At 65.7% G+C, this 24791-nt stretch carries 14 protein-coding genes; all 14 read right to left on the bottom strand.

All coding sequences use genetic code 11. The features are described from left to right. Window positions 1-209: 209 nt before the first annotated feature. The 14 genes from ABWO17_RS00510 to rplJ all read right to left on the bottom strand — a co-directional run bounded on the left by ABWO17_RS00510 (window position 210) and on the right by rplJ (window position 24730). Complete coding sequence (locus tag ABWO17_RS00510) at window positions 210-614, bottom strand: FmdB family zinc ribbon protein (protein WP_353114995.1); 405 nt, start codon at window positions 612-614, stop codon at window positions 210-212. Window positions 615-1226: 612 nt separating this feature from the next. Next, on the bottom strand, window positions 1227-2090 hold the full coding sequence (larE, locus tag ABWO17_RS00515) for an ATP-dependent sacrificial sulfur transferase LarE (RefSeq protein ID WP_353114997.1): 864 nt from the start codon (window positions 2088-2090) through the stop codon (window positions 1227-1229). A 351-nt stretch (window positions 2091-2441) separates the two neighbouring features. After that, a complete protein-coding gene (locus ABWO17_RS00520; RefSeq protein WP_353114999.1) occupies window positions 2442-3614 on the bottom strand; it encodes a homocysteine biosynthesis protein in 1173 nt (390 codons plus the stop codon). 167 nt (window positions 3615-3781) lie between these two features. Further along, the gene (locus ABWO17_RS00525) at window positions 3782-5146 is read right to left on the bottom strand and encodes a tetratricopeptide repeat protein (RefSeq protein WP_353115001.1); all 1365 of its coding nucleotides are present in this window, start codon (window positions 5144-5146) and stop codon (window positions 3782-3784) included. 482 nt (window positions 5147-5628) lie between these two features. Next, on the bottom strand, window positions 5629-6378 hold the full coding sequence (gpmA, locus tag ABWO17_RS00530) for a 2,3-diphosphoglycerate-dependent phosphoglycerate mutase (protein WP_353115003.1): 750 nt from the start codon (window positions 6376-6378) through the stop codon (window positions 5629-5631). A gap of 56 nt (window positions 6379-6434) precedes the next feature. Continuing rightward, a complete protein-coding gene (locus ABWO17_RS00535) occupies window positions 6435-7907 on the bottom strand; it encodes a sigma-54-dependent transcriptional regulator (RefSeq protein WP_353115005.1) in 1473 nt (490 codons plus the stop codon). A gap of 34 nt (window positions 7908-7941) precedes the next feature. After that, a complete protein-coding gene (locus ABWO17_RS00540) occupies window positions 7942-9438 on the bottom strand; it encodes an HD domain-containing phosphohydrolase (RefSeq protein ID WP_353115007.1) in 1497 nt (498 codons plus the stop codon). A gap of 61 nt (window positions 9439-9499) precedes the next feature. Further along, window positions 9500-10432, bottom strand: coding sequence for a TIGR01777 family oxidoreductase (locus tag ABWO17_RS00545; protein ID WP_353115009.1), 933 nt, complete (start codon window positions 10430-10432; stop codon window positions 9500-9502). Window positions 10433-10525: 93 nt separating this feature from the next. Next, window positions 10526-12874: a sensor histidine kinase gene (locus ABWO17_RS00550; protein ID WP_353115011.1), complete on the bottom strand. Its 2349-nt coding sequence runs from the start codon at window positions 12872-12874 to the stop codon at window positions 10526-10528. A 14-nt stretch (window positions 12875-12888) separates the two neighbouring features. After that, entirely contained in the window at window positions 12889-13557 is a 669-nt protein-coding gene (locus ABWO17_RS00555; RefSeq protein ID WP_353115013.1) for a DUF4390 domain-containing protein, read from the bottom strand. Between the two features lie 1159 nt (window positions 13558-14716). Then, window positions 14717-18874: a DNA-directed RNA polymerase subunit beta' gene (gene rpoC / locus ABWO17_RS00560; RefSeq protein WP_353115015.1), complete on the bottom strand. Its 4158-nt coding sequence runs from the start codon at window positions 18872-18874 to the stop codon at window positions 14717-14719. 121 nt (window positions 18875-18995) lie between these two features. Then, the gene (gene rpoB, locus ABWO17_RS00565; protein WP_353115017.1) at window positions 18996-23114 is read right to left on the bottom strand and encodes a DNA-directed RNA polymerase subunit beta; all 4119 of its coding nucleotides are present in this window, start codon (window positions 23112-23114) and stop codon (window positions 18996-18998) included. A 660-nt stretch (window positions 23115-23774) separates the two neighbouring features. Continuing rightward, on the bottom strand, window positions 23775-24158 hold the full coding sequence (rplL, locus tag ABWO17_RS00570; RefSeq protein WP_353115019.1) for a 50S ribosomal protein L7/L12: 384 nt from the start codon (window positions 24156-24158) through the stop codon (window positions 23775-23777). Window positions 24159-24208: 50 nt separating this feature from the next. Beyond that, window positions 24209-24730 (bottom strand): 50S ribosomal protein L10, encoded by a 522-nt coding sequence (gene rplJ, locus ABWO17_RS00575; RefSeq protein WP_353115021.1) that lies wholly within the window; start codon window positions 24728-24730, stop codon window positions 24209-24211. Window positions 24731-24791: the final 61 nt, after the last annotated feature.

Genomic DNA, 24791 nt, shown 5'->3' on the forward strand with positions numbered 1-24791 from the left:
GCGGCATGGCTGGCCGACGGGGCCGGTGCGCCTTGATTTCCTGGCCGGTACGACGCGTGCCGATGCGCACGGCCATGCGCGGGTAATCTGCGGAGCATCCGTGGATATGGCGCGGGGCATCCACGGGGCTGGCGCGGATCTGGCGCGGAACTGGCGCGAAGCCGGGACCGCTCGTGAAAAGGGGCAGCCTTGCTGGCTGCCCCGGGATGCTACGAGCCTGTGGCCGACGCGGCGGCGCAGCCGCCCGACGGGGCGGCCGAGGCACACTTGGCCGGGCTTTCGCCCGAAGTGGCGGTGCCGGAGGACGCGGCAGGGGCGGTGGAGGCACCGGAATCGCCGGAGCCGCCGGAGCCGCCGGAGCCGTTGGACCCTGCGTCGCCGTTGCCGGAGGCTTCCGCGCCCGCACCCGCGCCCGCGTGCGCATCGGTGGTCGAGCGGTTGCCGTAGTCGGTGACGTACCAGCCGCCGCCCTTGAGCACGAAGCTGGTGTTGGACACGATGCGATCGGCGTGGCCACCGCACACCGGACAGGAGCGGGGGGCTTCGTCGAAGGTCTTCAGCCATTCCTCGAAGATCTGCTCGCAGTCGCTGCAACGATATTCGTAGATGGGCATGCTACCCTCCTTGCAGAACCTACGCGTGATGCACGAGCCTAAACAGCGTCGTACGCGTTGTCAAACGGGAAGGCCATGCGATGGAGCACGGAACGACATGCACGGCGGTGTGGTGCCGTGCGACGGGTGGGGCGTGGTCACCGCCATGCCCGCTGCCGGGTGCTGCATGCATGGCGAGGTATATGTTCCGGATGGTGCATGGATCGTCCTGCGCACCCCATGCATGCCGCATGCAGTGCGGCGTGTGGGGCGGATGCGTGGGGGCGACCCGCACCGCAGGAAGCACACGCGCCTCGGGCGACGTGCCACCGGGGGCACGTTGCGCGAAGCGCGGGGCGTTCTTGCGGCGGAACGAAAAACCTGGATGCCTTAGGACTTGGCGGCGGCCTTCGCTTCGCGCACGCGCTGCTTCAGACGCTTTTCGCGGCGCTGACGGCGACGATCCAGTTCTTTCTTGCGTTCGATCTTCTTGTGGGCCATGGGGGACTCCTCCGTGAAATCGCGTGAGATAAGAGGGACCACCTATCGCGAACCACGGGTTTTGTCCAGTGGTGCGTGCCAGGTGAGCCAAGTGAACCGGATGAACGGGATGGGCCAGCGCGCGGGCCGGGGTCAGCGGTCGAAGTAGCCGCTCACCGGTCCGCCCGCGTCAATGGCGGCATCGCCGAAGCCGTGCCGGGCCAGTATCCGGAGCAGGTCTGCGGATGAGGGGCGCTGCGCCATGCCGCCAGTATCCGTAGTGCCTGCCGCCACATTTTCCGCCGCCGCGTGCGCCGGGCCGATTTGCAGGCGGGGCGGGGCATTCGGCGCCAGCCGCAGGCGAAAGTCCCACAGGCCAAGATTTTCCAGTTCTTCTTCCGCCTCGGCCAGCCGGGCCAGGGTGGCCGCGTCCGGCTGCATGCCGTAGGCCAGCCGGGTAAGCAGGCAGGGGCGGGCGGCCTGATCCGGCCTGTCCATGCCGGTGCGCGCCGCCCATTGGCGGATGTTGGCCTTGGACAGGCCCGCTTCGGCCAGCGGCGAGCGGATGCCCAGTTCGCCCAGGGCGCGCAGGCCGGGGCGGTAGGCGGTCAGGTCGTCGGCATTGGTGCCGTCGCACAGGGGCAGGGGGGCGGCCGTGGCCTGCAGGGCGGTGAAGGCCGCGTGCTTGCAATGGTAGCAGCGGTCGCGCTGGCCCGCAGCGATGGCCGGTATGCCCAACGGGTTCAGCGGTACGGTGACGAAAGCGGCCCCGCGTTCGGTGGCCCAGCGGCGCGCCTCTTCCGTTTCGCGCGGGGGCATGTGCGGGCCGGTGATGTGCAGGGCGGTGACGCGGCAGCCCGCCAGCAGGGCGGCGTGGGTCAGGAAGCGGCTGTCCAGCCCGCCGGAAAGGGCCACCGCCAGTTCCGGCATGGTGGCCAGCAGGTCTTTCAGGGTGGGGGGCAGATCCTGCACGGCAGGGAGCGGCGTACTGGGGCGCGGGGTGTCGGTGTTGGTCATGTGGTGTGCCTGGTGGGGGGATGGGATGCCTTGTCGAAGCACAAGGTAGTGCTTCGGCGCAATACGGCAAGCCCTCGCCAGACCGGAAAGGCGAAACCCGCCGGGTGCGCGTTGTCTGCGTGCGCCCGGCGGGTAGTTCAGTTCGTGTGGCTGCCAGAGGCTTTCTCCAAAGCAGGCACTTCGTTCGTTGGCGAGGAAAACGAGTCTGCCATGAGGGAGTGCGGCAGCCGTTATGCGAGTCTTCGAGCATTACGGATGGCGACCGCAACGCGTACTCTTATCGTATTCGGCCGATATGGCAGGCGAAGTTTGACGAAGCCAACGGGCGAAGGGGCAATTTGGAGGAAATCCTTACGCCGAGGGCAGCAGTTCCACTGGCTCGGTAAGCAGGAATTCGCCCTTTTCGATCCACGCCTTCAGCGTGTTGGCCACTTCCAGCGACAGCGGGTAGCTGGTCATGGGCACGGTTTCCACCTTCTTGCCCATGATCTCCACCTCGCCGCTCTTCAGGTCTTCGTAGGTCACGTGCTGGATGACCCGCGGCAGGCAGTTGGGGTAGTCGTGCCCGTAGTCCTTGACCGGCATCTGGATGTCGCTGTCGTCCACGCCGGTGAACCAGGCGATTTCCTCGTTCAGGATGGGGATGGGAATGCCCACGCCCACGGCCAGCGAGCAGCCGTAGCCCAGGAAGGACAGGCCGCGCAGGTAGCGCGGGTTCATGCCCTTCAGGTCGCCCTTCAGCATCAGGGTGCCCGCCGGGGAAAGCGGCAGGCCGCGCTCGGTGCGCTTGGGCGCCGCCACGTGCTGCGTGCCCGCCCCAAGGACGTACCCCGTGCCGCCGCCCAGGAATATCCGGGTGCCAAGGCCGATGGTGCGGAACAGCGGGTCGTTGAACAGCGGCGATATGCGGCCCGCCGTGGCGAAGTTGACGTTGCGCAGGTTGGGCTTCAGCGGGCCCATGTACGTGTAGATGATGCGGCTCGTCAGGTTCACGGCCGCGTTGTAGTTCTGGTAGCAGTTGCGCGGGTTCAGCAGGTGTGCATAGGGCAGCTCGGACAGGGTGATCTTCTTGTCCAGCGACTTGCGCGGGTAGCAGTCGGTGCCGTAGGCTTCTGCCCGCAGATGCACGGCCTTGCCGCGCACAAGGTCCTCGATGACATGGCCGCCGCCGTACTTGAACCGGCCGGGGTAGACCTTGTTCAGCGGATCGTCCTCGGTGGGTTCGGTGGCGCCCAGGTAGGAATCCACGGCGGCAAGCCCCGCGTACGCGGGCACGTCGTTCATCCAGACCTTCGAGGTCTTGAGGGTGGGCGGGTCCTGCTGGCCGATGTTGAAGAGCAGCCCGGAGGAGCACATCGGCGAGAAAGTCCCGGTGGTGACGACGTCGATTTCGCGGGCGGCCTTTTCCTTGCCCATTCGACGGACGGCCTCGGTCATCTCCTCGGCATTCAGAACCACGGCCTTGCCTTGGCGAATGCGTTCGTTGATTTCCGCGATCGTCTTGTTCACCTTGAAACTCGCCATTTTGCTATCCTCCGTTGGTGGCGCGAGCGCCGTTTCATTACATCAGGATATCAGCATATGGAAAAGCAGTCCGGATTGCAACCCGCAAAAAAAGGGGGGCCCTGTGCAGGCCCCCCGAAATCGGCAGATTGATCCGTGGGTAGATCGCCGGATCGGTCGGGAATCCCTCAGGATGATTGCCCCAATCGTTCCAGGGCCTGGCGCGCCAGTTCGAAGTCCGGATCCAGTTCCAGCGCCACCTGCAGGCAGCGTTCGGCGTAGTCGCGCCCGCCCGCCCGCATGAACACGAGGCCCATGTTGAAGGCGATGGTCTTGTCGCGCCGGGGCAGATCGGGGTTGATGGTCATGGCCTTCAGCATGTTGGACCGCGCGTCGCGGAATTCCTTGCCTTCGGCGAAGGCCATGGACATGTTGTAGTACAGGTTTTCGTCGTCCGGCGCGATGCGCAGGGCCTTCTGGTACTCAATGGTGGCATCGCGCCACTTGCCCTGCTTGCGCAGGGCGATGCCCAGGCGGTTGAAGGTGCCAAGGTCGCCCCGGTCCAGCATGTCGCCCTTGGCGTCCAGCGCCTTGCGCAGGAAGCGTTCCGCCCGTTCGGGGTCGCGCTCGCTGTAGATGCTCGCGATGCGTTCGGAAATGTCGCCGATATAGGCCATGGCCTCGCGCGTGGCCTGGGTGACGGCCAGTTCGAAGAGCTCTTCGGCCCGTTCCTGGTTGCCCATCTCCACATGGATCTCGCCCATGTCCACCTTGCGCTCCACGTTGAGGGGCGAGAGGCGGTCCAGCTTTTCCAGGTAGCCCAGTTGGGCCTCGTTGTCGCCGATCAGCTTGTTCAGGTCGGCCAGCTTCTTCAGCGGCTCCAGATACAGGTCGGCGTTGCGGCTGGCTTCCTCGAAGCATTCACGGGCGCGGTCCATCTTGCCCAGCGCCTGGTAGGCGTCGCCCATGACCAGCAGCCCGGCGGCGCTGTTGGGCTTCAGCTCCAGTATCTTGCGGCAGACCTTCAGCGCGCTTTCGTGCGACCCCTGCTGCACCATGGCCCGCGCCGTGTCGATGAGCTGGCCCAGCTTGCCCTGCGGCTTGATGGTGAAGGCGATCTTTTCGATCAGCGTGTTTACCGAAATGGGCTTGCTGATGAAGTTGTCCGCGCCGATTTCGTGCAGCAGCACCAGGCGCTGGCGCTCCGTCTCGCCGGTGAGGATGATGATTTTCACGTCCGAGTAGGCGTTCTTGACCTGCCGGACAAGAATGCCGGTGTCGCGGCCTTCCAGCATGCGCTCCATGAACACCAGCACGTTTTTCTTGCGCATGGAGACATCACGGATGGACTTGATGATGTAGTCGGTGTTGGTGACCACCGAAAGGGCGTCCGTGGCGATGGCGAGATGCTTGGCAACCGTGTTGCGCAACAGCGAGATGAAGTTCTGGTCGTCGCTCACCACGAGGAAGTAGCCCTTCTTCTCGCTGATGAATTCGACGACGGTACTCTCGTACTGCTTCTGCTTGAGTTTCAGGTTGATGTTGCTCGCCATGCTTGCTCCTTGCGGCATGCATCCCCCCCCCGCAGAGGGCGCTGGCCTGTGGGTATGTCGTCCGTACCGGGCACGGGTGGGACGGTAGGTACGCGTGCCGGGCTTGTCAATCCGATCGGTGGCTGACGCCGTTTGGGTAAGCGGTGGCTGACGGCGTCTGGGGAGGCGACGTCCGACGCCGTCCGGATACGCGACGACTGGTCCCGCCTGGAGGCATGCCTGGCATTGTCCCGCGCCCCCTCGCCGGACGATCCTGGCCTGTCCCCGGGTTCCCCCAGCCGGTTCCGGTGGTGAAGCGTCCGGGCGTCCTGCGGCCTGGGCTGTTCCCCCCACACTGCTCCGCCCGCAAGCCTAGCACAGTCCACGGGGCGTGGCGAGTCGTGCGGGTTCGCTCCCCATGCCGCAGCCGTGCCGAAGGCTGCGGCATTTCGAGGACTGCGGGCCCCCCCTTCCGCGTGGCAGGGCGTCGCGCGTGTCCCCGGCTATTTCCGCGCCGCGCCCTGCGCCGCCACGGCCTTGGCCTTGGCCTCGGCCACTGTCGGGTCGCCAAGGTAACGGTGGCCCAGCGGGTGCAGTGTGCCGTCCAGCGTGTAGACCAGCGGCAACCCGGTGGGGATGTTCAGCTTGGTGACGGCGTCCGGGGTCATCCCGTCCAGGTGCATGACCAGGGCGCGCAGGCTGTTGCCATGGGCGGCCACCAACACCCGCCGCCCGGCCAGCACCTGCGGCGCGATGACGTCGTGCCAGTAGGGCAGCACGCGGGCCACGGTTTCCTTCAGGCTTTCGCTGGCGGGCAGCACGTCGGGGGCAAGGCCCGCGTAGCGGGCGTCCCCGGCGGGGTTGCGCGGGTCGTCGGGTGGCAGGGGCGGCGGCGGGGTGTCGTAGCTGCGCCGCCATTCGAATACCTGTTCCTCGCCGAAGCGGGCGGCGGTTTCCGCCTTGTCCAGCCCTTGCAGCCCGCCGTAGTGGCGCTCGTTGAGCCGCCAGTGCTTGTGCACCGGCAGCCAGGACAGCCCCATTTCGTGCTGCACGATGTACAGGGTGCGGATGGCCCGGGTAAGCACCGAAGTGTGGCAGACGTCGAAGGACAGCCCTTCGTCCGCCAGCAGGCGGGCGGCATCGCGCGCCTCCTGCTCGCCCTCGGGCGAAAGGTCCACGTCCGTCCAGCCGGTGAAGCGGTTTTCCAGGTTCCACGCGCTTTGCCCGTGGCGCAGAAGTACCAGCGTATGCATGTGCCCTCCCGTCGGCCGGTATGCAGCCGGTGCGCGTGCCCGTGGCGGGCGCCCGGTCAGTCGGCCGTCTGGATGTTGTACCCCTTCAGCTTGCGGTACAGATGGCTGCGCTCGATGCCCACGGCCTCGGCCAGCCGGGTGACGTTGCCGCCGCACTCCGCAAGGCGCGCGGCCAGGTATTGCGCCTCGAAGGCAGCGCGGGCCGCCTTCAGGTCCATGCCGGGGGCCAGCAGGGCGGCCATGTCGGCCAGGTGGTCCGGCTGGGACGAACCCGGATCGGATCCCTGGCCGGAAACGGTCCCGGCTGCGCACGCTGCCCTTGCCCCCGCCCCCGCGCCACCGTTCATGCCCGCCCCGGGCCGGGGCAGGAATTCCGGGGGCAGCATGCCCCGTGTTACCTCCTGCCCCGCGTGCAGGATCAGCATGCGTTCTACGAAGTTGCGCAGCTCGCGCACGTTGCCGGGCCACGGATAGTGCGCCAGCGCCTCTTGCGCGTCGGGAGCGAAGGTGGCCGGGCGCACGCCGTAGTCGCGGGCCAGGCGCTGCGCGAACAGGTCCATGAGCAGGGGCACGTCGCCCTCGCGTTCGCGCAGGGGGGGCAGCACCAGCGGGAACACCCGCAGCCGGTAGTACAGGTCCTCGCGAAAGGTCCCGGCGGCGATTTCGTCTTCCAGGTTCTTGTTGGTGGCGGCGATGACGCGCACATCCACGCGCATGGTGCGGTGGCCGCCCACCCGTTCGAACTGTTGTTCCTGCAGGATGCGCAATATCTTGGCCTGGGTCTTCAGGCTCATGTCGCCGATTTCGTCCAGGAACAGCGTGCCCTTGTGGGCCATTTCGAACTTGCCCGCCTTGGCAGCATCCGCCCCGGTGAAGGCGCCCTTCTCGTGCCCGAACAGTTCGCTTTCGATGAGTTCTTCCGGAATGGCCGCGCAGTTCACGGCCACCAGGGGGCGGTCGGCCCGGCGGCTGCCCGCGTGGATGGCCCGCGCCGCCAGTTCCTTGCCGGTGCCGTTTTCTCCGGTGATGAGCACCCAGGCGTCGGTGGGGGCCACCCGCGCGATCTGCCCGCGCAGGGTTTCCATCACCGGCGAGCGGCCGTTCATTTCATCGGCGTGGGCCGTGGGCAGGCTGTCGCGCAGGGCCTCGTTCTCGCGGCGCAGGTCGCCGTATTCCAGGGCCCGCTGCGCGGCGATGAGCACTTTTTCCAGCGACAGGGGCTTTTCGATGAAGTCGTGCGCACCCTTGCGGATGGCGGTGACCGCCGTTTCGATGGTGCCGTGGCCGGAAATCATGATCACCGGCAGGTCGGGGCGCTGGGCGTGCAGTTGATCCAGCACGGCCAGGCCGTCCATGCCGGGCATCCAGATGTCCAGGAACACCAGGTCGGGGGTCTCGCGGGCCAGCAGGGCCAGGCCGTCCTCGCCGCTGGGGGCCTCGAGCACCTCGAAGCCTTCGTCTTCGAGAATGCCGCGCAGGGAAAAGCGGATGCCGTCTTCGTCGTCGATGATCAGGATGCGGGCGTGCATGGCGTGTCCGGTTGCGGGTGCGGAAAGGTGGTGATCAGGAAAGGATGAAGCCGTCGTGGAACAGGCTGACGCACACGTCCACCATGTTGCGGTCGTACCGCGTGCCGCGCCCGGCGGCAATCTCCGCCAGGGCCGGGCCCAGCCCCAGCGAGGCGCGGTAGGGACGGTGCGAGGACATGGCCTCCACCACGTCGGCCACGGCCAGGATGCGCGCCTCGGGCAGGATGGCCTCGTCCGAAAGGCCGTTGGGGTAGCCGGTGCCGTCCAGCCGCTCGTGGTGTTGCAGCACGATCTGGGCCACCGGCCAGGGGAATTCGATTTCCTTCAGGATGTCGTAGCCCACCTGGCTGTGGGTGCGCATGATGCCCATTTCCAGGTCGGACAGGCGAGTGGGCTTGGCCAGAATTTCCGCCGGGATGTGGATTTTGCCGATGTCGTGCAGCATGCCCGCCACGCGCAGTCCTTCCAGCCGTTCGCCCGAAAGGCCCACCCGCACGGCCATGGCGTGGGCCAGTTCCGCCACGCGCGCCTGGTGGCCCGCCGTATACGGGTCGCGCTTTTCGGAGGCGGTGGCCAGGGCGGAAACGGTCTGGCGCAGGGTACGGCGCAAGTCCTCGACGCTGCGGCGCAGGGCCGCCTCCGACTGGCGGCGTTCGGTGATGTCGCGGAACACCAGCACCGTTCCCACCCGGTGTCCATCGGGGTCGGCCAGGGGCGAGGCGCTCATCTCTATGGGGTGCGCGCGGCCATCAGGGCCGTGCACGAAGGCTTCGGTCATGGCCGTCGGCCCCGAGTGCGCGGGGGAAGTGAAGGCACCCGTGGAGGCGGGCAGCCCCGACACTCCCGACAGGCCCGACAGGCCCGACATTTCCGACAGGCCCGGCAGGCCCGCAGGGGCGGGGGGGACGGCACTCGGCAAAGGCTGGGCCAGCAGGTCGTTGGGGTCTTGCAGGCCGTGCCCGTTGCCGTTGGGCCGGATGTCCACGTGGTCCGCGAAATGGCGATCGATGCAGGTATGGTGGTCTGCACCGGTCATGGCTTCGGCACTGGCGTTGATGTAAGTGATGCGGCCGTGGCGGTCCACGGTGAGCACCGCGTCGGCGATGGAGCGCAGGGTGGTGGCGAACCAGCGTTCCTTGCGCCGGGTTTCGTGATCCATCTGGTGCTTGTACAGCGCCATCTCGATGCTCGTGCGCAGGTCGCGGTCTTCGAAGGGCTTCAGCAGGTAGCCGAAGGGCTCGGTGATCTTGGCGCGTTGCAGGGTTTCCGGATCCTCGTGCGCGGTCATGTAGATGACGGGCACGGCGTGCTGGGCCAGAATGCGCCCGGCGGCATCAATGCCGTCCATGCCCGCGCCGAGCACGATGTCCATCAGCACGAGGTCGGGCTTTTCGGCACGGGCCACTTCCACGGCCTGCTCGCCGCTGGTGGCCAGCACCGGTTCGCCGTAGCCGAGCGACCGCAGCCTGCGGCGCATGTCCAGCGCCGAAACGGGTTCGTCCTCGACCAGTAGTATCTTGCAGTATGCCATGCCCGCTCCGGAGCTGTGGAATGTCATGTTTCGCGCCGGGAAGCGCCCGGTGCGAGGGGCGTCAGGCCGCCAGCAGGTCCGCCAGCGCTGCGTGCAACGTGGGGAACCGGAACGCGTAGCCGCAATCGGCCAGCCGGTCCGGCGGGGCCACCTGTCCGGCCAGCAGGGCTTCTTCCGCCAGTTGACCAATGACCAGCCGCAGGACGAAGGCGGGCGCGGGAAGCGCGGGCAGCCAGGCCGGGCGCCTCATAACGCGGTTCAGTTCCGCCGTGAACCCGGCGTTGTCCACGGCCTGCGGCGCGGCAAGGTTGTACGGGCCGGAGCAGGCCGGGCTATCCAGCAGGTGCAGGATGGCCCCCACCTCGTCCGCCAGGTGTATCCACGGGAACGCTTGCCTGCCGGTGCCCAGCGGACCGCCCAGCCAAGCCCGGAACGCGGGCAGCATGCGCTCCAACGCGCCCCCGGCGCCCAGCACCACCCCGCTGCGGATGATGCAGCGCCGCACGCCCATGGTCTGGGCCGGGGCGGACGAAGCCTCCCACCGGGCGCAGGTTTCCGCCAGAAATCCGGCCCCGGGCGGGTCGCCTTCGCCGCAGCGCGGGGCGGTGGCCATGTCGGGCCAGGCGCCATAATACCCCACCGCCGAAGCCTGCACCAGCACCGCCGGAAGCCCGGCACCGTTCATGGCGCCCAGCGCAGCGGCCACGGCCTGTCCCGCCGCCACGCGGCTGTCCACGATGCGTGCCTTGCGCTGCGGGGTCCAGCGGCCACCGGCAATGTTCTCGCCCAGCAGGTTGACCACCGCCTGGGCGTTCTCCAGCAGGCGGGCCAGCGGTTCCGGGTCGCGACCGTTCCAGGGGGCATGGACGACGCCTTGCGTGCCGGTGGCGCGCGGCGCGCGCGAAGGCACGGTGACCGCATCGCCCCGTGCCAGAAGGGCACGGGCAAGGGCCGAACCGATGAAGCCCGAGCCGCCAAGGATGACGACGTGCATGCGGAAACTCCCGTGGCGTGCGCCGAGGACGGCGGGGAAAGGGGCCGCGTCCGCGCACCATGCGCGGTGCGCGGAGCCCCGGTATACGTTCCCTTATGCCACAGGAAGCTCGACGGTGACAACGGTACCGGGAGTAACAGGGGTACCGGAGGCGCGCTGTGCGCGGGGGGCGGCATGGGCGCGCACGTAGCCGCGATGGTCCGAGACCACCGACTTCACGATGGTCAGGCCAAGGCCGGTGCCACCCTTCTTGCGCGAGAAATAGGGCTCGAACAGGCGCGAACGCTCTTCCGGCGTCAGGCCGGGGCCGTTGTCGGCCACGTCCACCCGCACCAGGTTCAGGGCCGTGTTGTGCACGGCGGTGATGGTCACCGCGCCGTCATCGCGGCCTTGCAGCACCTCTGCCGCGTTGGTCAGGATGTTCAGGAAGGCCCGGTGCAGCGCTTCCTGGTCCATGGGCAGTACCGGCAGCGGCGCGGGGATGTCCAGCGTCCACGAGATGTAGCTGTGGCTGTTGCGGAACAGGGCGGTCAGTTCCTCCAGCAGCGGGGTAAGGTTGCCGGGTCTGGGGGTTACCTCCGGCAGCTTGGCGAAGGCCGAGAATTCCTCCACCATTTGTTGCAGGTGCTCCACCTGGCGCACGATGAGGTCGGTGCACTGTCCGAACACCGGGTCGTTCACGGTGCCGGCGAACTTGCGCTCCAGCCGCTGGGCGGAAAGCTTGATGGGGGTGAGGGGGTTCTTGATCTCGTGGGCGATGCGCCGCGCCACCTCGCGCCAGGCGGCCATGCGCTGCATGCGTTCCAGTTCGGTGATGTCCTCGAACACGGCCACCGCGCCCCGGTACTCGCCTTCGGGGGTGGTAAGGCTGACGGCGGTCAGCAGCAGCTTCAGGGCGCGGTCGCCCTTGCCGTATTCAACCTGGCGCTGCCAGCGGCGGCCGGGGCGCAAGCGCACCTCGTCCAGCATCTCGCGGTTCAGGGCCGCGTCTTCGTCGGAAAGCAGTTCCCGGGGGTCGCGGCCCACGATGTCCCTGGGTTCCACCCCGAACATGGTGCAGGCGGCGGCGTTGATGGTGGCCACCCGGTCGTCCGGCCCGAACGAGATCACCCCCGCCGTGATGTTGTCGAGCACGGTGGCGATGTACCGGCTGCGTTCGCCTATCTCCACGTTTTGCAGGGCCAGCATTTCGTTCACGTCGGTGAGCCGGGTGCGGCTGACGGAAAGGTCTTCGGCCATGCGGTTGAACGAGCGCACCAGCAGACCCAGTTCGTCGGTGGACACGTCCTCCAGCCGGAAGGCCAGGTCGCCCCGCGCGATGCGCTCGGTGCCTTCTGCCAGGGCCAGGATGGGCGCGGTAAGTTCCTTGGACAGCCGGAAACCGAACCAGATGGCGCCCAGGATGATCAGCACGCTGAGCACCGCGAGGATGAACAGGAACGAGACCTTCAACGGGCGCTTCAGTGTCTTCAGTTTCTTGTAGTCGTCGAAGCCCTGGGCGATGCGCTCGAGCTTCAGCATCACCCCCTCGCCGATGGATTCGCCCACCACAAGGTAGCCGGTGCGACCACCGTCAACGGCCAGCACCCCGAAGACATAGTCGGCGCTCTCACCCTTCCACAGCAGCGACACATAGCGCTGCGAGGCCGCCTGGTCCCAGGCTATCCTGCGGCGTGCCTCTTTCCAGGTGGGTGCCAGGTCCGGCGGGGCGTGCCAGTTCTGCTCCACCTGGCCGGGGGTGACGACCCCGGTCAGCGACAGGCCGTATTCCTTGCGTTTGCGTTCCAGCAGGGCGTCCATGGCCTGACCGCCCCAGGTCAGGTGGCGGTCGGCTATTTCGGCCACGATGGATTCGCCGCGCGCGCGCAGCCGGTCGGCGGAGGCGGTGTAGAAGCTGCGCCCCACGTCCAGCGCGCTGTCCAGCGAGATTTCCACCTGATTGTTGAACCAGTAGTCCACCGAGGTGCCCACCACCCGGTTTGATGCCAGGAACATGATTACCGTGGGCACCAGGGACAGGGCCATGAAGGCCAGCACCAACCGGGTACGCAGGTGCGATCCGAACACCCGGCGGCGCCGTTCGAGGATCAGCTTGACCCCGTTGCGCAGCACGATGAACAGCACCACCAGCAACAGGATGAAGTTGATGTTCAGCAAGACGAGGAAGACGTAGGAATCGACGCCGAACAGGTTCAGTTCGACCCAGGTGGCCACCAGCATGCCCACCAGCACGCCCGCCGCCACGTAGATTTCGCGCTGGCGGCGCTTGCGTTCACGCGAATCGGTGGGGCTTACCCGGATGATGCGCGGAAAGTCCGTGGCGTCGTGCGGATTTGGCGGGGCGGAGGCACCGACGGCATCGTGCCCGTTCGGCTGTCCGGCTGGCGGCTGACCGTTCGGCTGTCCGGAGGGCTGGTCGGGCGTTACGGTACGGCGGGCCATGGGGAGGCGGGGGGTCAGTAGGTGAAGTCCTGCGTGAAGGTCGCGTCGGGCACGACTTCCCAGGACCAGAAGAACAGGGTGCGGGAAAGCCAGGGCGGCACGTCGGTATGGCGCAGGGACAGGGCCAGCGAAACCCGGTGCGGCTCGCCCTTTTCAAGCTCGGCGATGGGGGCCAGCGGCAGCACCAGGCGCTTCCAGGTGCCCTCCAGCAGGCGGGTAAGATTCTTGTCGCGCCAAGGGGCCTCGCGGCCTTCCAGGCGCAGTTCGAACTCGCGGGTCAGGGTGTCGTGCCGCAGGACGCAGGCAAAGGCCTTTTCCGCCAGGGTCACGTCGGGCAGCACGCCCCGGCGCCGGGTGAGCGTGGCGGTGCCGCGCAGTTCCATCTCGGCGCCGTCCTTCAGCAGGTCACGCAGGCCGTCGGGGTCATCCACGCCCACGCCCAGGCGCAGCACCAGGGTGCCGTCGCGGGTTTCGATGGCGAAGGTGTCGAGCACGAACTGGCGGGGGGGCGCGGCCTGCGCCAGCGGGGGTGCGGGCAGCAGGAAAAGGGCTAGCAGGGCGAACAGGAGCAGCGGGGCGGCAAGGCCGCCGGGTGCGGACAAGGCGCGCACGCCGAAAGGCCGGACCGGAGCGGGCCGGTGCGGCTGATGGGGGGAATGGCGAAGCTGGGAGTGCGGCGGCATTGCGTGTCCTTGTCGTGGATGCCCGCTCAAGGCACCACGTTTTCGCACAGCCGGGGAATGATGGCAAGACGGTGACGGGGGGGGGGGTGGGGGGGAAGGGAGATGGGGAGGGTGAAGGAGAGGGGGAAGTGTTGCGCGTTGTTGGGACGGCTTCTACGAAGACGGTCGTGCCCTGTTGGATGCGCTTGATTTCGTTATGCCTCCGGCGGGGAATGAATGGAGATGCGCCTTGATGAGCACGACCTCTACGAAGACACGCCAGCCCTGCTGATTGCCCTTGATTTCGTTATGCCTCCGGCGGGCAAGGGGCCATTGAGCGATGGCCCCTTGCATCCCCGCGCTCCAGGGGGGCTTCGCCACCCCTGGACCCCCGGTGTTTCTTGCGCGGCGTCCCTGCGGCGGCAGCTTCCCTCGGCCAAAGCGCCTTCGGGCGATCTGCCGCCAGTGACGCCAATACGCGCATGGCTCCCGCAGGCATGGCTAAGCGAGGGGGCCCTACCCACCCCCCCGTTGCGACGCATGTGCCGCCGCCAAAGCGCGACGTCACTCGCTTCTACGCACGAAACGTGGTCGGTGGGCAGCGCGTGCTCTTTTGCCGGTTGGCTGCTTATCTTCATAAAAAGAGATGCCCTTCGCCTAAGGGTGAGGAACCTTTCTGCGGCGATACGCGTCCGCAGCCGGAGATCGCCGCCGAGGCCTTGCGAGGCGGAAGCTCCGGCGTTGCGGATGCGCGCCGCCATGAATGCGAGGATAAGGGCACTCAAGCATAGTGAAGGCGACGAGAGCTCCGCGCACATTCGCATTCCGCCGGGTAGATCGCCCGAGGCGCGCCAGCGCCGCAGGGAAGCTGCCCGGCGTAAGAATGCGGTGCATGACGACACGGGGTTCCAAGGGGCGGAGCCCTTTGGAACGCGGGGGTGCAGGGGGTGTTCGTTACAACACCCCTGCCCGCCGGAGGCATAACGAGATCAAGCGTGACCAACAGGGCACTAGTGCCTTCGTAGAAGCCGGGTGCAACCGCGCACTACCTCTCCCTCCTCCCGCCACCCCTCTTCCCCCCTGCGCCCACAAGAAAAGGGCCCCCGCCCGAAAGCGGAGGCCCTGTCTTTTCTCTTCTTCTTTTCTTTCTCTTCTTTCACTTCCGGGGCGCAAGCCCTGCCTAGAAGATATCCACCAGCAGCGGATTCTCTTCCAGGTCTTCCAGGAACTTGTCCGGGCGTTCCTTCTGTTCCGGCACCGAGATGTCGGAGTGCACGTATTCGCGGTAGCCGGTCCCGGCGGGGATCAGGCGACCCACGATGACGTTTTCCTTCAGGCCGCGCAGGTAGTCCATCTTGCCGCGCAAGGAGGCTTCGGTAAGCACCTTGGTGGTTTCCTGGAACGACGCCGCCGAGATGAACGACGAGGTGGTCAGCGAAGCCTGGGTGATGCCGAGCACCAGCGGTTCGGCCGTGGCCGGGGTGCGGCCTTCGCCCATGGCGCGGGAGTTTTCGTGGCGGAATTCGCCCTTGTCCACCTGCTCGCCCACCAGGAAGCTGGTGCCGCCCGGATCGAGCACGGTGATCTTGCGCAGCATCTGGCGCACGATGACTTCGATGTGCTTGTCGTCGATGCCCACGCCCTGGAAGCGGTACACTTCCTGGATTTCGTCCACCAGGTAGCGGGCCAGGAACTTCTCGCCCTTGGTGCGCAGGATGTCGTGCAGTTCCGGATGGCCTTCGGTCAGCAGTTCACCGGCTTCCACGAAGTCGCCGTCGGAAACGGTGATGTGCTTGCCCTTGGGCACCAGGTATTCCTTGGCCTCGCCCGTTTCGGGGGTGACCACCAGCTTGCGCTTGCCCTTGGTTTCGCCAGCGAAGGTGACCGAGCCGTCGATTTCGGACACCACGGCCATGTCTTTCGGCTTGCGCACTTCGAACAGTTCGGCCACGCGGGGCAGACCACCCACGATGTCCTTGGTCTTGGACGATTCACGCGGCTTGCGCGCGATGATGTCGCCGGCCTGCACGTCCTGTCCGGCCTTGACCATGATCAGCGCGCCGACGGGCAGCGAATACGTGGCGGGCAGGTTGCCGCTGCGCATCTTGGGGTCGCCGTTTTCGTCGCAGATGGAGATGGACGGACGGAAGTTGGTGGTGCGGTATTCGATGATCGACTGCGTGGTCATGCGCGTCGCGTCGTCCATCTTTTCCTGGTAGGTCTTGCCTTCCACGATGTCGGTGAACTTGACCGTACCTTCCACTTCCGAGACGAACGGTTCGTTGAACGGGTCCCATTCGGCAAGGATGACGCCCTTCTTGATCTCGGCACCGTCAACGACGTTGAGGCGCGAGCCGTTGGGCAGGATGTACTTTTCGCGTTCGCGGCCCTGTTCGTCCACGATGGCGATCTGGCCGCTCTTGCCAAGCACCATCATCTGGCCGTCGCGGTTGCGCACGGCCTTCACGCGCGACAGGATCGCTCGGCCCGGGTGCTGCGCCACGATGCTGGAACGTTCGATTTCGCGCGACGCGGTGCCGCCGATGTGGAACGTGCGCATGGTGAGCTGGGTGCCCGGTTCGCCGATGGACTGTGCAGCGATGATGCCCACGGTTTCACCGATGTTGACGAGGTGCCCGCGCGCAAGGTCGCGCCCGTAGCAGCGGGCGCACACGCCGCGTTCGCTCTGGCAGGTCAGCGCCGAACGGATGGTGACGGTGCTGATGCCCGTGGCTTCCAGGGTCTGGGCCACGTCTTCGTCGATCAGGGTGTTTTCGTCGAACAGCATTTCGCGGGTTTCGGGGTCGTACACCGGGTACAGCAGCACACGGCCCAGCACGCGGTCGGCCAGGCGCACCTTGATGTCGCCGCCCTTGACGAAGTGGCCGATCTCGATGCCGTCCACGGTGCCGCAGTCAAGCTCGCTGACGATGACGTCCTGCACCACGTCCACCAGGCGGCGGGTAAGGTAACCCGAGTTCGCCGTCTTCAGCGCGGTGTCGGCAAGGCCCTTTCGCGCGCCGTGGGTGGAGTTGAAGTACTGCAACACGTCGAGACCTTCGCGGAAGCTCGAGGTAATGGGCGTTTCGATGATTTCGCCCGAAGGCTTGGCCATCAGGCCGCGCATGCCCGCAAGCTGGCGCATCTGGTCCTGGTTGCCTCGCGCGCCCGAGGTGGACATCATGAAGATCGGGTTGAAGCTGCTGTTGACTTCCTGCTTCCCGGTCTTGGGGTCCACGAGGATATCGTGCGAGATTTCCTTGGTCATCTCGTTGGAGATGTCCTGGGTGGCCTTGGTCCAGACGTCCACCACCTTGTTGTACTTTTCGGTACGGGTGATGATGCCGTCGCGGTACTGGCGTTCGATGTCGTCCACCTCGTTCTGCGAGGCTTCGAGCATGGCCTTTTTCTTGGACGGAATGCGCAGGTCCTTCACGCCGATGGTGATGCCCGCGCGCGTCGCGTATTCGTAGCCCACGTCCTTCAGGCGGTCGCACAGGATGACGGCGGCCTTGGTGCCCGCGTCACGGTAGGCGGCGCCCACCAGACGGGCGATGTTCTTCTTGGTCAGGGTGCAGTTGACGAACTCGAAGCCCACGCCCTTGGGCAGCACTTCCCAGACCAGGATGCGGCCGGGGGTGGTGTCCACGATGTTGCCGTCTTCCATGCGCACCTTGACGCGCGCATGCAGCGAGACGGAGCCGGAATCGTAGGCCGCCACCACTTCCCACGGGGCGCAGAAGGCCATGCCCTCGCCCCTTTCGAACGAACGCTCCACCGTCATGTAGTACAGCCCGAGGACGATGTCCTGCGAGGGCACGATGACCGGGGTACCGTTGGCCGGGGACAGGATGTTGTTGGTGCTCATCATGAGCACGCGGCATTCGATCTGCGCTTCGACGGAAAGGGGCACGTGCACGGCCATCTGGTCGCCGTCGAAGTCGGCGTTGTAGGCCGAGCAGACCAGCGGGTGCAACTGGATGGCCTTGCCTTCGACCAGCAGCGGTTCGAAGGCCTGGATGCCCAGGCGGTGCAGGGTGGGGGCGCGGTTGAGCAGGATGGGGTACTCGCGCACCACCTCTTCCAGGATGTCCCACACCACCAGTTCCTCGCGCTCCACCATCTTCTTGGCGCTCTTGATGGTGGAGGCAAGGCCTCTCTTCTCGAGCTCGGAATAGATGAAGGGCTTGAACAGTTCCAGCGCCATCTTCTTGGGCAGGCCGCACTGGTGCAGTTTCAGCTTGGGGCCCACCACGATGACCGAACGGCCGGAGTAGTCGACGCGTTTGCCGAGCAGGTTCTGGCGGAAGCGGCCCTGCTTGCCCTTGATCATGTCGGACAGCGACTTCAGCGGGCGGCCGTTGGTGCCGGTGATGGCGCGGCCACGGCGACCGTTGTCGAACAGGGCGTCAACGGCTTCCTGCAACATGCGCTTTTCGTTGCGGATGATGATGTCGGGCGCGCCCAGTTCCATCAGCCGCTTGAGGCGGTTGTTGCGGTTGATGACGCGGCGGTACAGGTCGTTCAGGTCCGACGTGGCGAAGCGGCCGCCGTCCAGCGGAACCAGGGGGCGCAGTTCGGGCGGAATGACCGGGATGACTTCCATCACCATCCATTCCGGCTTGTTGGCCGACTCCAGGAACGCTTCGACGATCTTCAGGCGCTTGGTGAGCTTCTTCTTCTTGGTCTGCGACTTGGTGGCCTGCGATTCTTCGCGCAGCATGGCGCGCAGTTCCTCGAGGTTCAGTTCCTCAAGCAGGCTGCGCACGGCTTCGGCGCCCATGCCGACGACAAGGGCGTCCTCGCCGTAGTGGTCGATGACCTGAAGGTACTGGTCCTCGGAGATGACCTGCATCTTGGCGAGGTTGGTGCTGCCCGGATCGAGCACGATGTACGAGTCGAAGTACAGCACCTTCTCGAGGTCGGCCATGGTCATGTCGAGCAGGGTGCCGATCTTCGAGGGCAGGGTCTTCAGGAACCAGATGTGCGCGACGGGCGCGGCCAGTTCGATGTGGCCCATGCGTTCGCGGCGCACCTTGGAGGCGATGACCTCGACCCCGCACTTTTCGCACACGATGCCACGGTGCTTCATGCGCTTGTACTTGCCGCAGTTGCACTCGTAGTCCTTCACCGGCCCGAAGATCTTGGCGCAGAACAGGCCGTCCCGCTCGGGCTTGAAGGTGCGGTAGTTGATGGTCTCGGGCTTCTTCACTTCGCCGTACGACCATTCCCGGATGCTTTCCGGCGCGGCGATGGAGATCTGGATCGCCTTCAGGTTGCGGATGTTCGCGACGTTGGCCGACGAGCCCCGGACGGTGAACAGATCGTCTAAGGTCATATCGTGTCCCTACCCGAAAAGGTGGTTTGCGGGCTTTTTCGTGCCCCGGCGTGCGCGCGCGCACCGGGCGGCGCCGCATGTGCCCGGCGGACTTCCGTCCGCCGGGCTTGAATGCATATTCCTACAGCGCGTTCATGAAGCCGACACGCTTCGGGCGCTTCTTGCCTTCTTCCTGATGCAGCGTGACGTCGAGACCCAGCGACATGAGTTCCTTGACGAGCACGTTGAACGATTCGGGCAGACCGGCTTCCAGGAAGTTGTCGCCCTTCACGATCTTCTCGTACATCTTCACGCGGCCGGTCACGTCGTCCGACTTCACGGTAAGGAATTCCTGGAGCAGATAGGCCGCGCCGTACGCTTCCAGCGCCCACACTTCCATTTCGCCCAGGCGCTGGCCACCGAACTGGGCCTTGCCGCCAAGGGGCTGCTGGGTCACCAGCGAGTAGGGGCCGGTGGAGCGGGCGTGGATCTTTTCATCGACCAGGTGGTGGAGCTTGAGCATGTACATGACGCCGGTGGTGACGCGGTTGTGGAACCGTTCGCCGGTGCGGCCGTCGTACAGCACGGTCTTGCCGTCCTCGTCGATGCCCGCGCGTACCAGCCACGACCAGATTTCCTCTTCCGCCGCACCGTCGAACACGGGGGTCTTGGTCACGATGCCGCGGCCAAGCTTGGACACGGCGGAGCGGAAGTCGTCATCGTCCAGCGAATCCACCAGCGAGTCGATGGCGGTGGAATCGAACGCCCGCTTCACTTCGTTGCGCAGCGCCTTCAGCGGGTCGTTGCGCTCCAGCATTTCGGCGAGCTGGCGGCCCATTTCCTTGGCGGCCCACCCGAGGTGGGTTTCCATGATCTGGCCGATGTTCATTCGCGAAGGCACGCCAAGGGGGTTCAGCACGATGTCCACCGGGCGACCGTCCGCGAAGAACGGCATGTCCTCGGCGGGCAGGATGCAGGAGACAACGCCCTTGTTCCCGTGACGGCCGGCCATTTTGTCACCCACCGAAAGCTTGCGCTTCACGGCGATGTAGACCTTGACCATCTTGATGACGCCGGGGGGCAGGTCGTCCCCTTCGGTCACCTTGCCGCGCTTGGATTCGTAGATGTTGCTGATGAACTGCACCTGCTGGTCGTAGCTTTCCAGCAGGGCGTCCACGGCTTCGTTCACCTCGCGGTTCTTGAACAGGCCGGAGAGCTTCTTCACGGGCACGTCGGCCAGCATCTCGGCGGTGACGGAGGCACCGGCCTCGGCGATGACCTCGCCCTTCTTCTTGCCCGGCAGGGTGGTGGCGATCTGCTTGCCTTCCACCACGGCCATCAGCTTCACGCGGGTGGCGTCGCCAAGGCCGCGGATGTGATCCTGTTCCTTGCGGTCCAGGCGGCCCAGTTCGTATTCCTCGATCAGGTGGGCGCGCTCGTCCTTTTCGCCGGAGCGGCGGTTGAACACCTTGACCTCGATGACGGTGCCCTCGATGCCCGGCGGCACCTTGAGCGAGGTGTTCTTCACGTCGCGGGCCTTGTCGCCGAAGATGGCGCGCAGCAGCTTTTCTTCAGGGGTCAGCTGGGTTTCGCCCTTGGGGGTGATCTTGCCCACGAGGATGTCGTCCGGCTTCACGTTGGCCCCGATGCGAATGATGCCGCTGCCGTCAAGGTTGCGCAGCATGTCTTCGCCCACGTTGGGAATGTCGCGGGTGATTTCTTCCGGTCCCAGCTTGGTATCGCGCGCCACCACCTCGAACTCCTCGATGTGCACCGAGGTGAAGGTGTCTTCCTTCACGGTGCGCTCGGAGATGAGGATGGAGTCTTCGAAGTTGTAGCCGCACCACGGCATGAACGCGACCACCAGGTTCTTGCCCAGTGCCAGTTCGCCGTCCTCGATGCCGGGGCCGTCGGCCAGGATGTCGCCCTTGACGACGATCTGGCCAGGGTGGCAGGTGGGCTTTTGGCCGAAGCAGGAGTTCTGGTTGGACTTGTGGAACTTCTGCAGGTCGTACGCACGCACGCCGCCCCGTTCGGGGTACAGGCCGTTCTCGTAGCTGACGATGATGCGGTCGGCATCGGCGTAGCGCACGATGCCCGGACCTTCGGCGATGATGCACGCGCCGGAATCCTGGGCCACCGGACCTTCCATGCCCGTGCCCACGATGGGCTTTTCGCACTGGAGCAGCGGCACGGCCTGACGCTGCATGTTCGAACCCATGAGCGCGCGGTTGGCGTCGTCGTGTTCCAGGAACGGAATCAGCGCGGCGGAGATGGACACCATCTGGCTGGGGGAAACGTCCATCAGGGTCACTTCTTCGCGGGGGGACATGAGCACGTCGCCCTTCACGCGGGTGGTGACGTATTCGTCGGCCAGCTTACCTTCGGCGTTGAAGGGCGCGTTGGCCTGGGCGATGACTTCGCCGTGCTCGCGCGAGGCGTCGAGGTAGACCACCTCACCGGTCATCCCGGTTTCGCGGATGACGTGGTACGGCGTCTCGATGAAGCCGTAGTCGTTCACCTTGGCGTAGGTGGTCAGCGACACGATGAGGCCGATGTTCGGGCCTTCCGGCGTTTCGATGGGGCAGATGCGGCCGTAGTGCGAGGTGTGCACGTCGCGTACTTCGAAGCCCGCGCGTTCGCGGGTCAGGCCGCCGGGGCCCAAGGCGGACAGGCGGCGCTTGTGCGTCACTTCCGACAGGGCGTTGGTCTGATCCATGAACTGCGAGAGCTGCGAGGTGCCGAAGAATTCCTTCAGCACGGCGGCAACCGGCTTGGGGTTGATCAGGTCGTGCGGCATGAGCGTGGAGACTTCCTGAAGGCTCATGCGTTCCTTGATCGCCCGTTCCATGCGCACGAGGCCGATGCGGTACTGGTTTTCCACCAGTTCGCCCACGGGGCGCACGCGGCGGTTGCCCAGATGGTCGATGTCGTCGGCGGGGCCGTGGCTGTCCTTCAGGTGCAGCAGCACGCGGATGGCGGTAAGGATGTCCTCGTCGGTCAGCACGCGCAGTTCCAGCGACTGGTCGAGGCCAAGGCGCTGGTTCAGCTTGTAGCGGCCCACGGGAGAAAGGTCGTAGTAGTCCGCGCTGCGGAACAGGTTGTCGAAGAAGCTTTCCGCAATCTCGGGCGTGGGCGGCGACGAGGGACGCAGGCGGCGGTAGATTTCCACCTGGGCGGCTTCCTTGTCGGCGGTCTTGTCCAGCACCAGGGTGTCGCGCAGCGAGGACGAGGTGTCGATGCCCTTGGTGTGCAGGATGGGCAGGCGGTCGATGCCCGCCTCGCGCAGGCGTTCCTGCACGCCGGGGGTCACTTCGTCGGCGGCTTCGGCCAGCACTTCGCCGGTGGCCGGGTTCACCACGTCGTCGGCCAGGAACAGGCCGTCCAGGGTGTCGGCGGCCACTTCGATGGTTTCAAGGCCTGCTTCGCAGATCTGGCGCCAGGCGCGCTTGGTGATGGGCTTGCCCGCCTTGACGAACACGGTGCCGTCGGGACCCGCGATGTCGGCGAAGGCCGAATCCTTGCGGAACATGTCCTTCTGCACTTCCCAGAACACGCGGCCGTCGGCGGAAATGCGGTAGAACTCCTTCTTGTAGAAGTAGTCCAGGATGTCCGTCTTGGTCATGCCCATGGCCTTGAACAGGATGGTGGCGGGCATTTTGCGGCGGCGGTCGATGCGGACGTACAGGATGTCCTTGTGGTCGAAGTCGAAGTCGAGCCACGAGCCGCGCATGGGAATGACGCGGCAGGAGTACAGCACCTTGCGGCTCGAATGGGTCTTGCCCGAATCGTGCTCGAAGATGATGCCGGGCGAGCGCTGCAACTGGTTGACGATGACGCGCTCGGTGCCGTTGATGATGAAGGTGCCCTTCTCGGTCATCAGCGGCAGGGTGCCGAAATAGATGTCCTGTTCCTTGATGTCGCGGATGGTGCGGTTGCCGGAATCGTCGTCAACGTCGTAAACCACCAGCCGCACCTTGATGCGGATGGGCGCTTCGTAGGTGAGGCCCTTCGAGATGCATTCCGCCTGGTCGAACTTGGGTTCGCCGATGTCGTAGCTGACGTATTCGAGGCTGGCGGTGCGGTTGAAGTCCTCGATGGGGAACACGGACCGGAAGACCCCTTCAAGGCCCTCGTCGGACTTGCGTTCGGCAAGACCTTCCTGAAGGAACTTGACGTACGAGTCCACCTGAAGGTTCAGGAGGTGCGGAATGCCGAGCGATACGGGAATCTTGCCGAACTTTTTCGTGAGTTGGCCCATGGTTTCACCTCAGAAAGACGGTTTTCCGGCGGGGCTCTCAGCGCGAGAGGCCGAACGACCCGTGGGGGTCGGATGAAGCAGACGCGTGCACGGCACGCTGGCAGCGGGACCGACGGCATGGCCATGGTCCCGCGATTCGGGGGCAGCAGGCGCGTGGCGCATGGCTGCCGGGGCGAAGCGACAACGAAAGGCGGCCGCGCGAAGGGGAGTACCCTTCAACGCCGTGCCGCAGACGAGGCAAAGCGGACGCGCGACAAGAGCGACGCGCCCACCGGAAAGGCTGTCGGTTCGGGGGGTAGGAAAGAGGGGTGCAGCGTACAACGTACCGCCCGGGTCAGGAGCTGGATTGGCGCGAAGTGAGTTCGACCAAATTGCAACAATAGTCGTTTCGGAAAAATTATGCAAGTCCGTGCGGCTTGCCACACACTCACTTCCGATCCAACATGGCGACCCCGCCGGGGTGCCCGTCCTGTCCGTCCCGCATCGTCCCGTCCCGCGAGGCTGCTCCCGCGCGCATCCGTCCGAGGTTTCGGAAAATGCCCATGGGGTGGCCGCCACCCGAAATGCCAATCTGCCGTACGGGGCGACAAAGCAGAAGAAGCGCGGGCGATGAGCTCGCCCGCGCTGTTCCAATCGCCTGTGCGGCGCAGCGAACCGAGTCTACTTGACTTCGACTTCGGCGCCAGCTTCCACCAGCTGCTTCTTGGCTTCTTCGGCTTCTTCCTTGGAAACGGCTTCCTTCAGGGTGGAGGGAGCGCCGTCAACCTTGTCCTTGGCTTCCTTGAGGCCAAGGCCGGTCAGGGCGCGCACAACCTTGATGACGCCGATCTTGTTGGCGCCGGCGCCCTTCAGGATAACGTCGAATTCGGTCTTTTCTTCTTCGGCCGGGGCGGCTTCAGCCGGGCCGGCGGCAACCATGGCCATGGCCGGGGCGGCGGCGGACACGCCGAACTTTTCTTCAAGTTCCTTGATGAACTCGGAAAGTTCGAGGACGGTCATGTTGGCGATGAATTCGACGACCTGTTCCTTGGTGATGCTGGACATGATTTGCTCCTTTCGGGTGTCTTTGGCGTAAGGGTTGGGCTCGGTGTCGCCTAGGCGGCGGCCTTCTTCTCTTCAATGCCCTTCAGGGCGTAGAGAAGGCCACGGATGATGTTGGCGAACAGCGAAACGAAGTTGGTGGGCACGGCATTCATCGTGCCAAGAGCGCGCGCGATCAGTTCGGGCTTGCTGGGCAGCTTGGCGAGGTCAGAGACCTGTTCCCCGGAAAGGAACTTGCCTTCAAGGCTGCCGTGGCGCACCGCGAAGATCTTGCTCGTCTTGGCGAAGTCGGTGAGTGCCTTCGCCACCGCGACGGGATCAGCGAACCCAAGGGCGACGGCGCAGTTCTCTTTGAACGCGTCTTTGATGACGTCGTGCGCTCCGTCGGTAAAGGCGATCCGTGCCAGGGTGTTCTTCACGACGTGGTATTCCGCGCCGTTTTCACGAAGCTTCACTCTGAGACGGGTCAGCTCTTCCACCGACATACCCTTGAAGTCGGTCACGACCGCGATGGAAGCGCCTTCGGCACGAGCTTTCAGCTGCTCGATGATGGCTGCTTTATCGGACCTGTTCACGTGACTCTCCTCAGGTTCGGGTGTGTCTGGGTGGAAATGCCGAGCCAAAGACACTGTGGTC

The sequence above is a fragment of the Nitratidesulfovibrio sp. genome (genome assembly GCF_040373385.1).
In the GTDB taxonomy this organism is placed as follows: domain Bacteria; phylum Desulfobacterota; class Desulfovibrionia; order Desulfovibrionales; family Desulfovibrionaceae; genus Cupidesulfovibrio.

Excerpts from the sequence above, each read along its gene's own strand:
- ABWO17_RS00520 (WP_353114999.1), bottom strand. The coding sequence starts at position 3,614 with ATGGCGAGTTTCAAGGTGAACAAGACGATCGCGGAAATCAACGAACGC.
- ABWO17_RS00535 (WP_353115005.1), bottom strand. The coding sequence starts at position 7,907 with ATGCACGCCCGCATCCTGATCATCGACGACGAAGACGGCATCCGCTTT.
- rpoC (WP_353115015.1), bottom strand. The coding sequence starts at position 18,874 with ATGACCTTAGACGATCTGTTCACCGTCCGGGGCTCGTCGGCCAACGTC.
- ABWO17_RS00555 (WP_353115013.1), bottom strand. The coding sequence starts at position 13,557 with ATGCCGCCGCACTCCCAGCTTCGCCATTCCCCCCATCAGCCGCACCGG.
- gpmA (WP_353115003.1), bottom strand. The coding sequence starts at position 6,378 with ATGCATACGCTGGTACTTCTGCGCCACGGGCAAAGCGCGTGGAACCTG.
- ABWO17_RS00510 (WP_353114995.1), bottom strand. The coding sequence starts at position 614 with ATGCCCATCTACGAATATCGTTGCAGCGACTGCGAGCAGATCTTCGAG.
- rplL (WP_353115019.1), bottom strand. The coding sequence starts at position 24,158 with ATGTCCAGCATCACCAAGGAACAGGTCGTCGAATTCATCGCCAACATG.
- ABWO17_RS00525 (WP_353115001.1), bottom strand. The coding sequence starts at position 5,146 with ATGGCGAGCAACATCAACCTGAAACTCAAGCAGAAGCAGTACGAGAGT.
- larE (WP_353114997.1), bottom strand. The coding sequence starts at position 2,090 with ATGACCAACACCGACACCCCGCGCCCCAGTACGCCGCTCCCTGCCGTG.
- ABWO17_RS00540 (WP_353115007.1), bottom strand. The coding sequence starts at position 9,438 with ATGGCATACTGCAAGATACTACTGGTCGAGGACGAACCCGTTTCGGCG.
- rpoB (WP_353115017.1), bottom strand. The coding sequence starts at position 23,114 with ATGGGCCAACTCACGAAAAAGTTCGGCAAGATTCCCGTATCGCTCGGC.
- ABWO17_RS00545 (WP_353115009.1), bottom strand. The coding sequence starts at position 10,432 with ATGCACGTCGTCATCCTTGGCGGCTCGGGCTTCATCGGTTCGGCCCTT.
- ABWO17_RS00550 (WP_353115011.1), bottom strand. The coding sequence starts at position 12,874 with ATGGCCCGCCGTACCGTAACGCCCGACCAGCCCTCCGGACAGCCGAAC.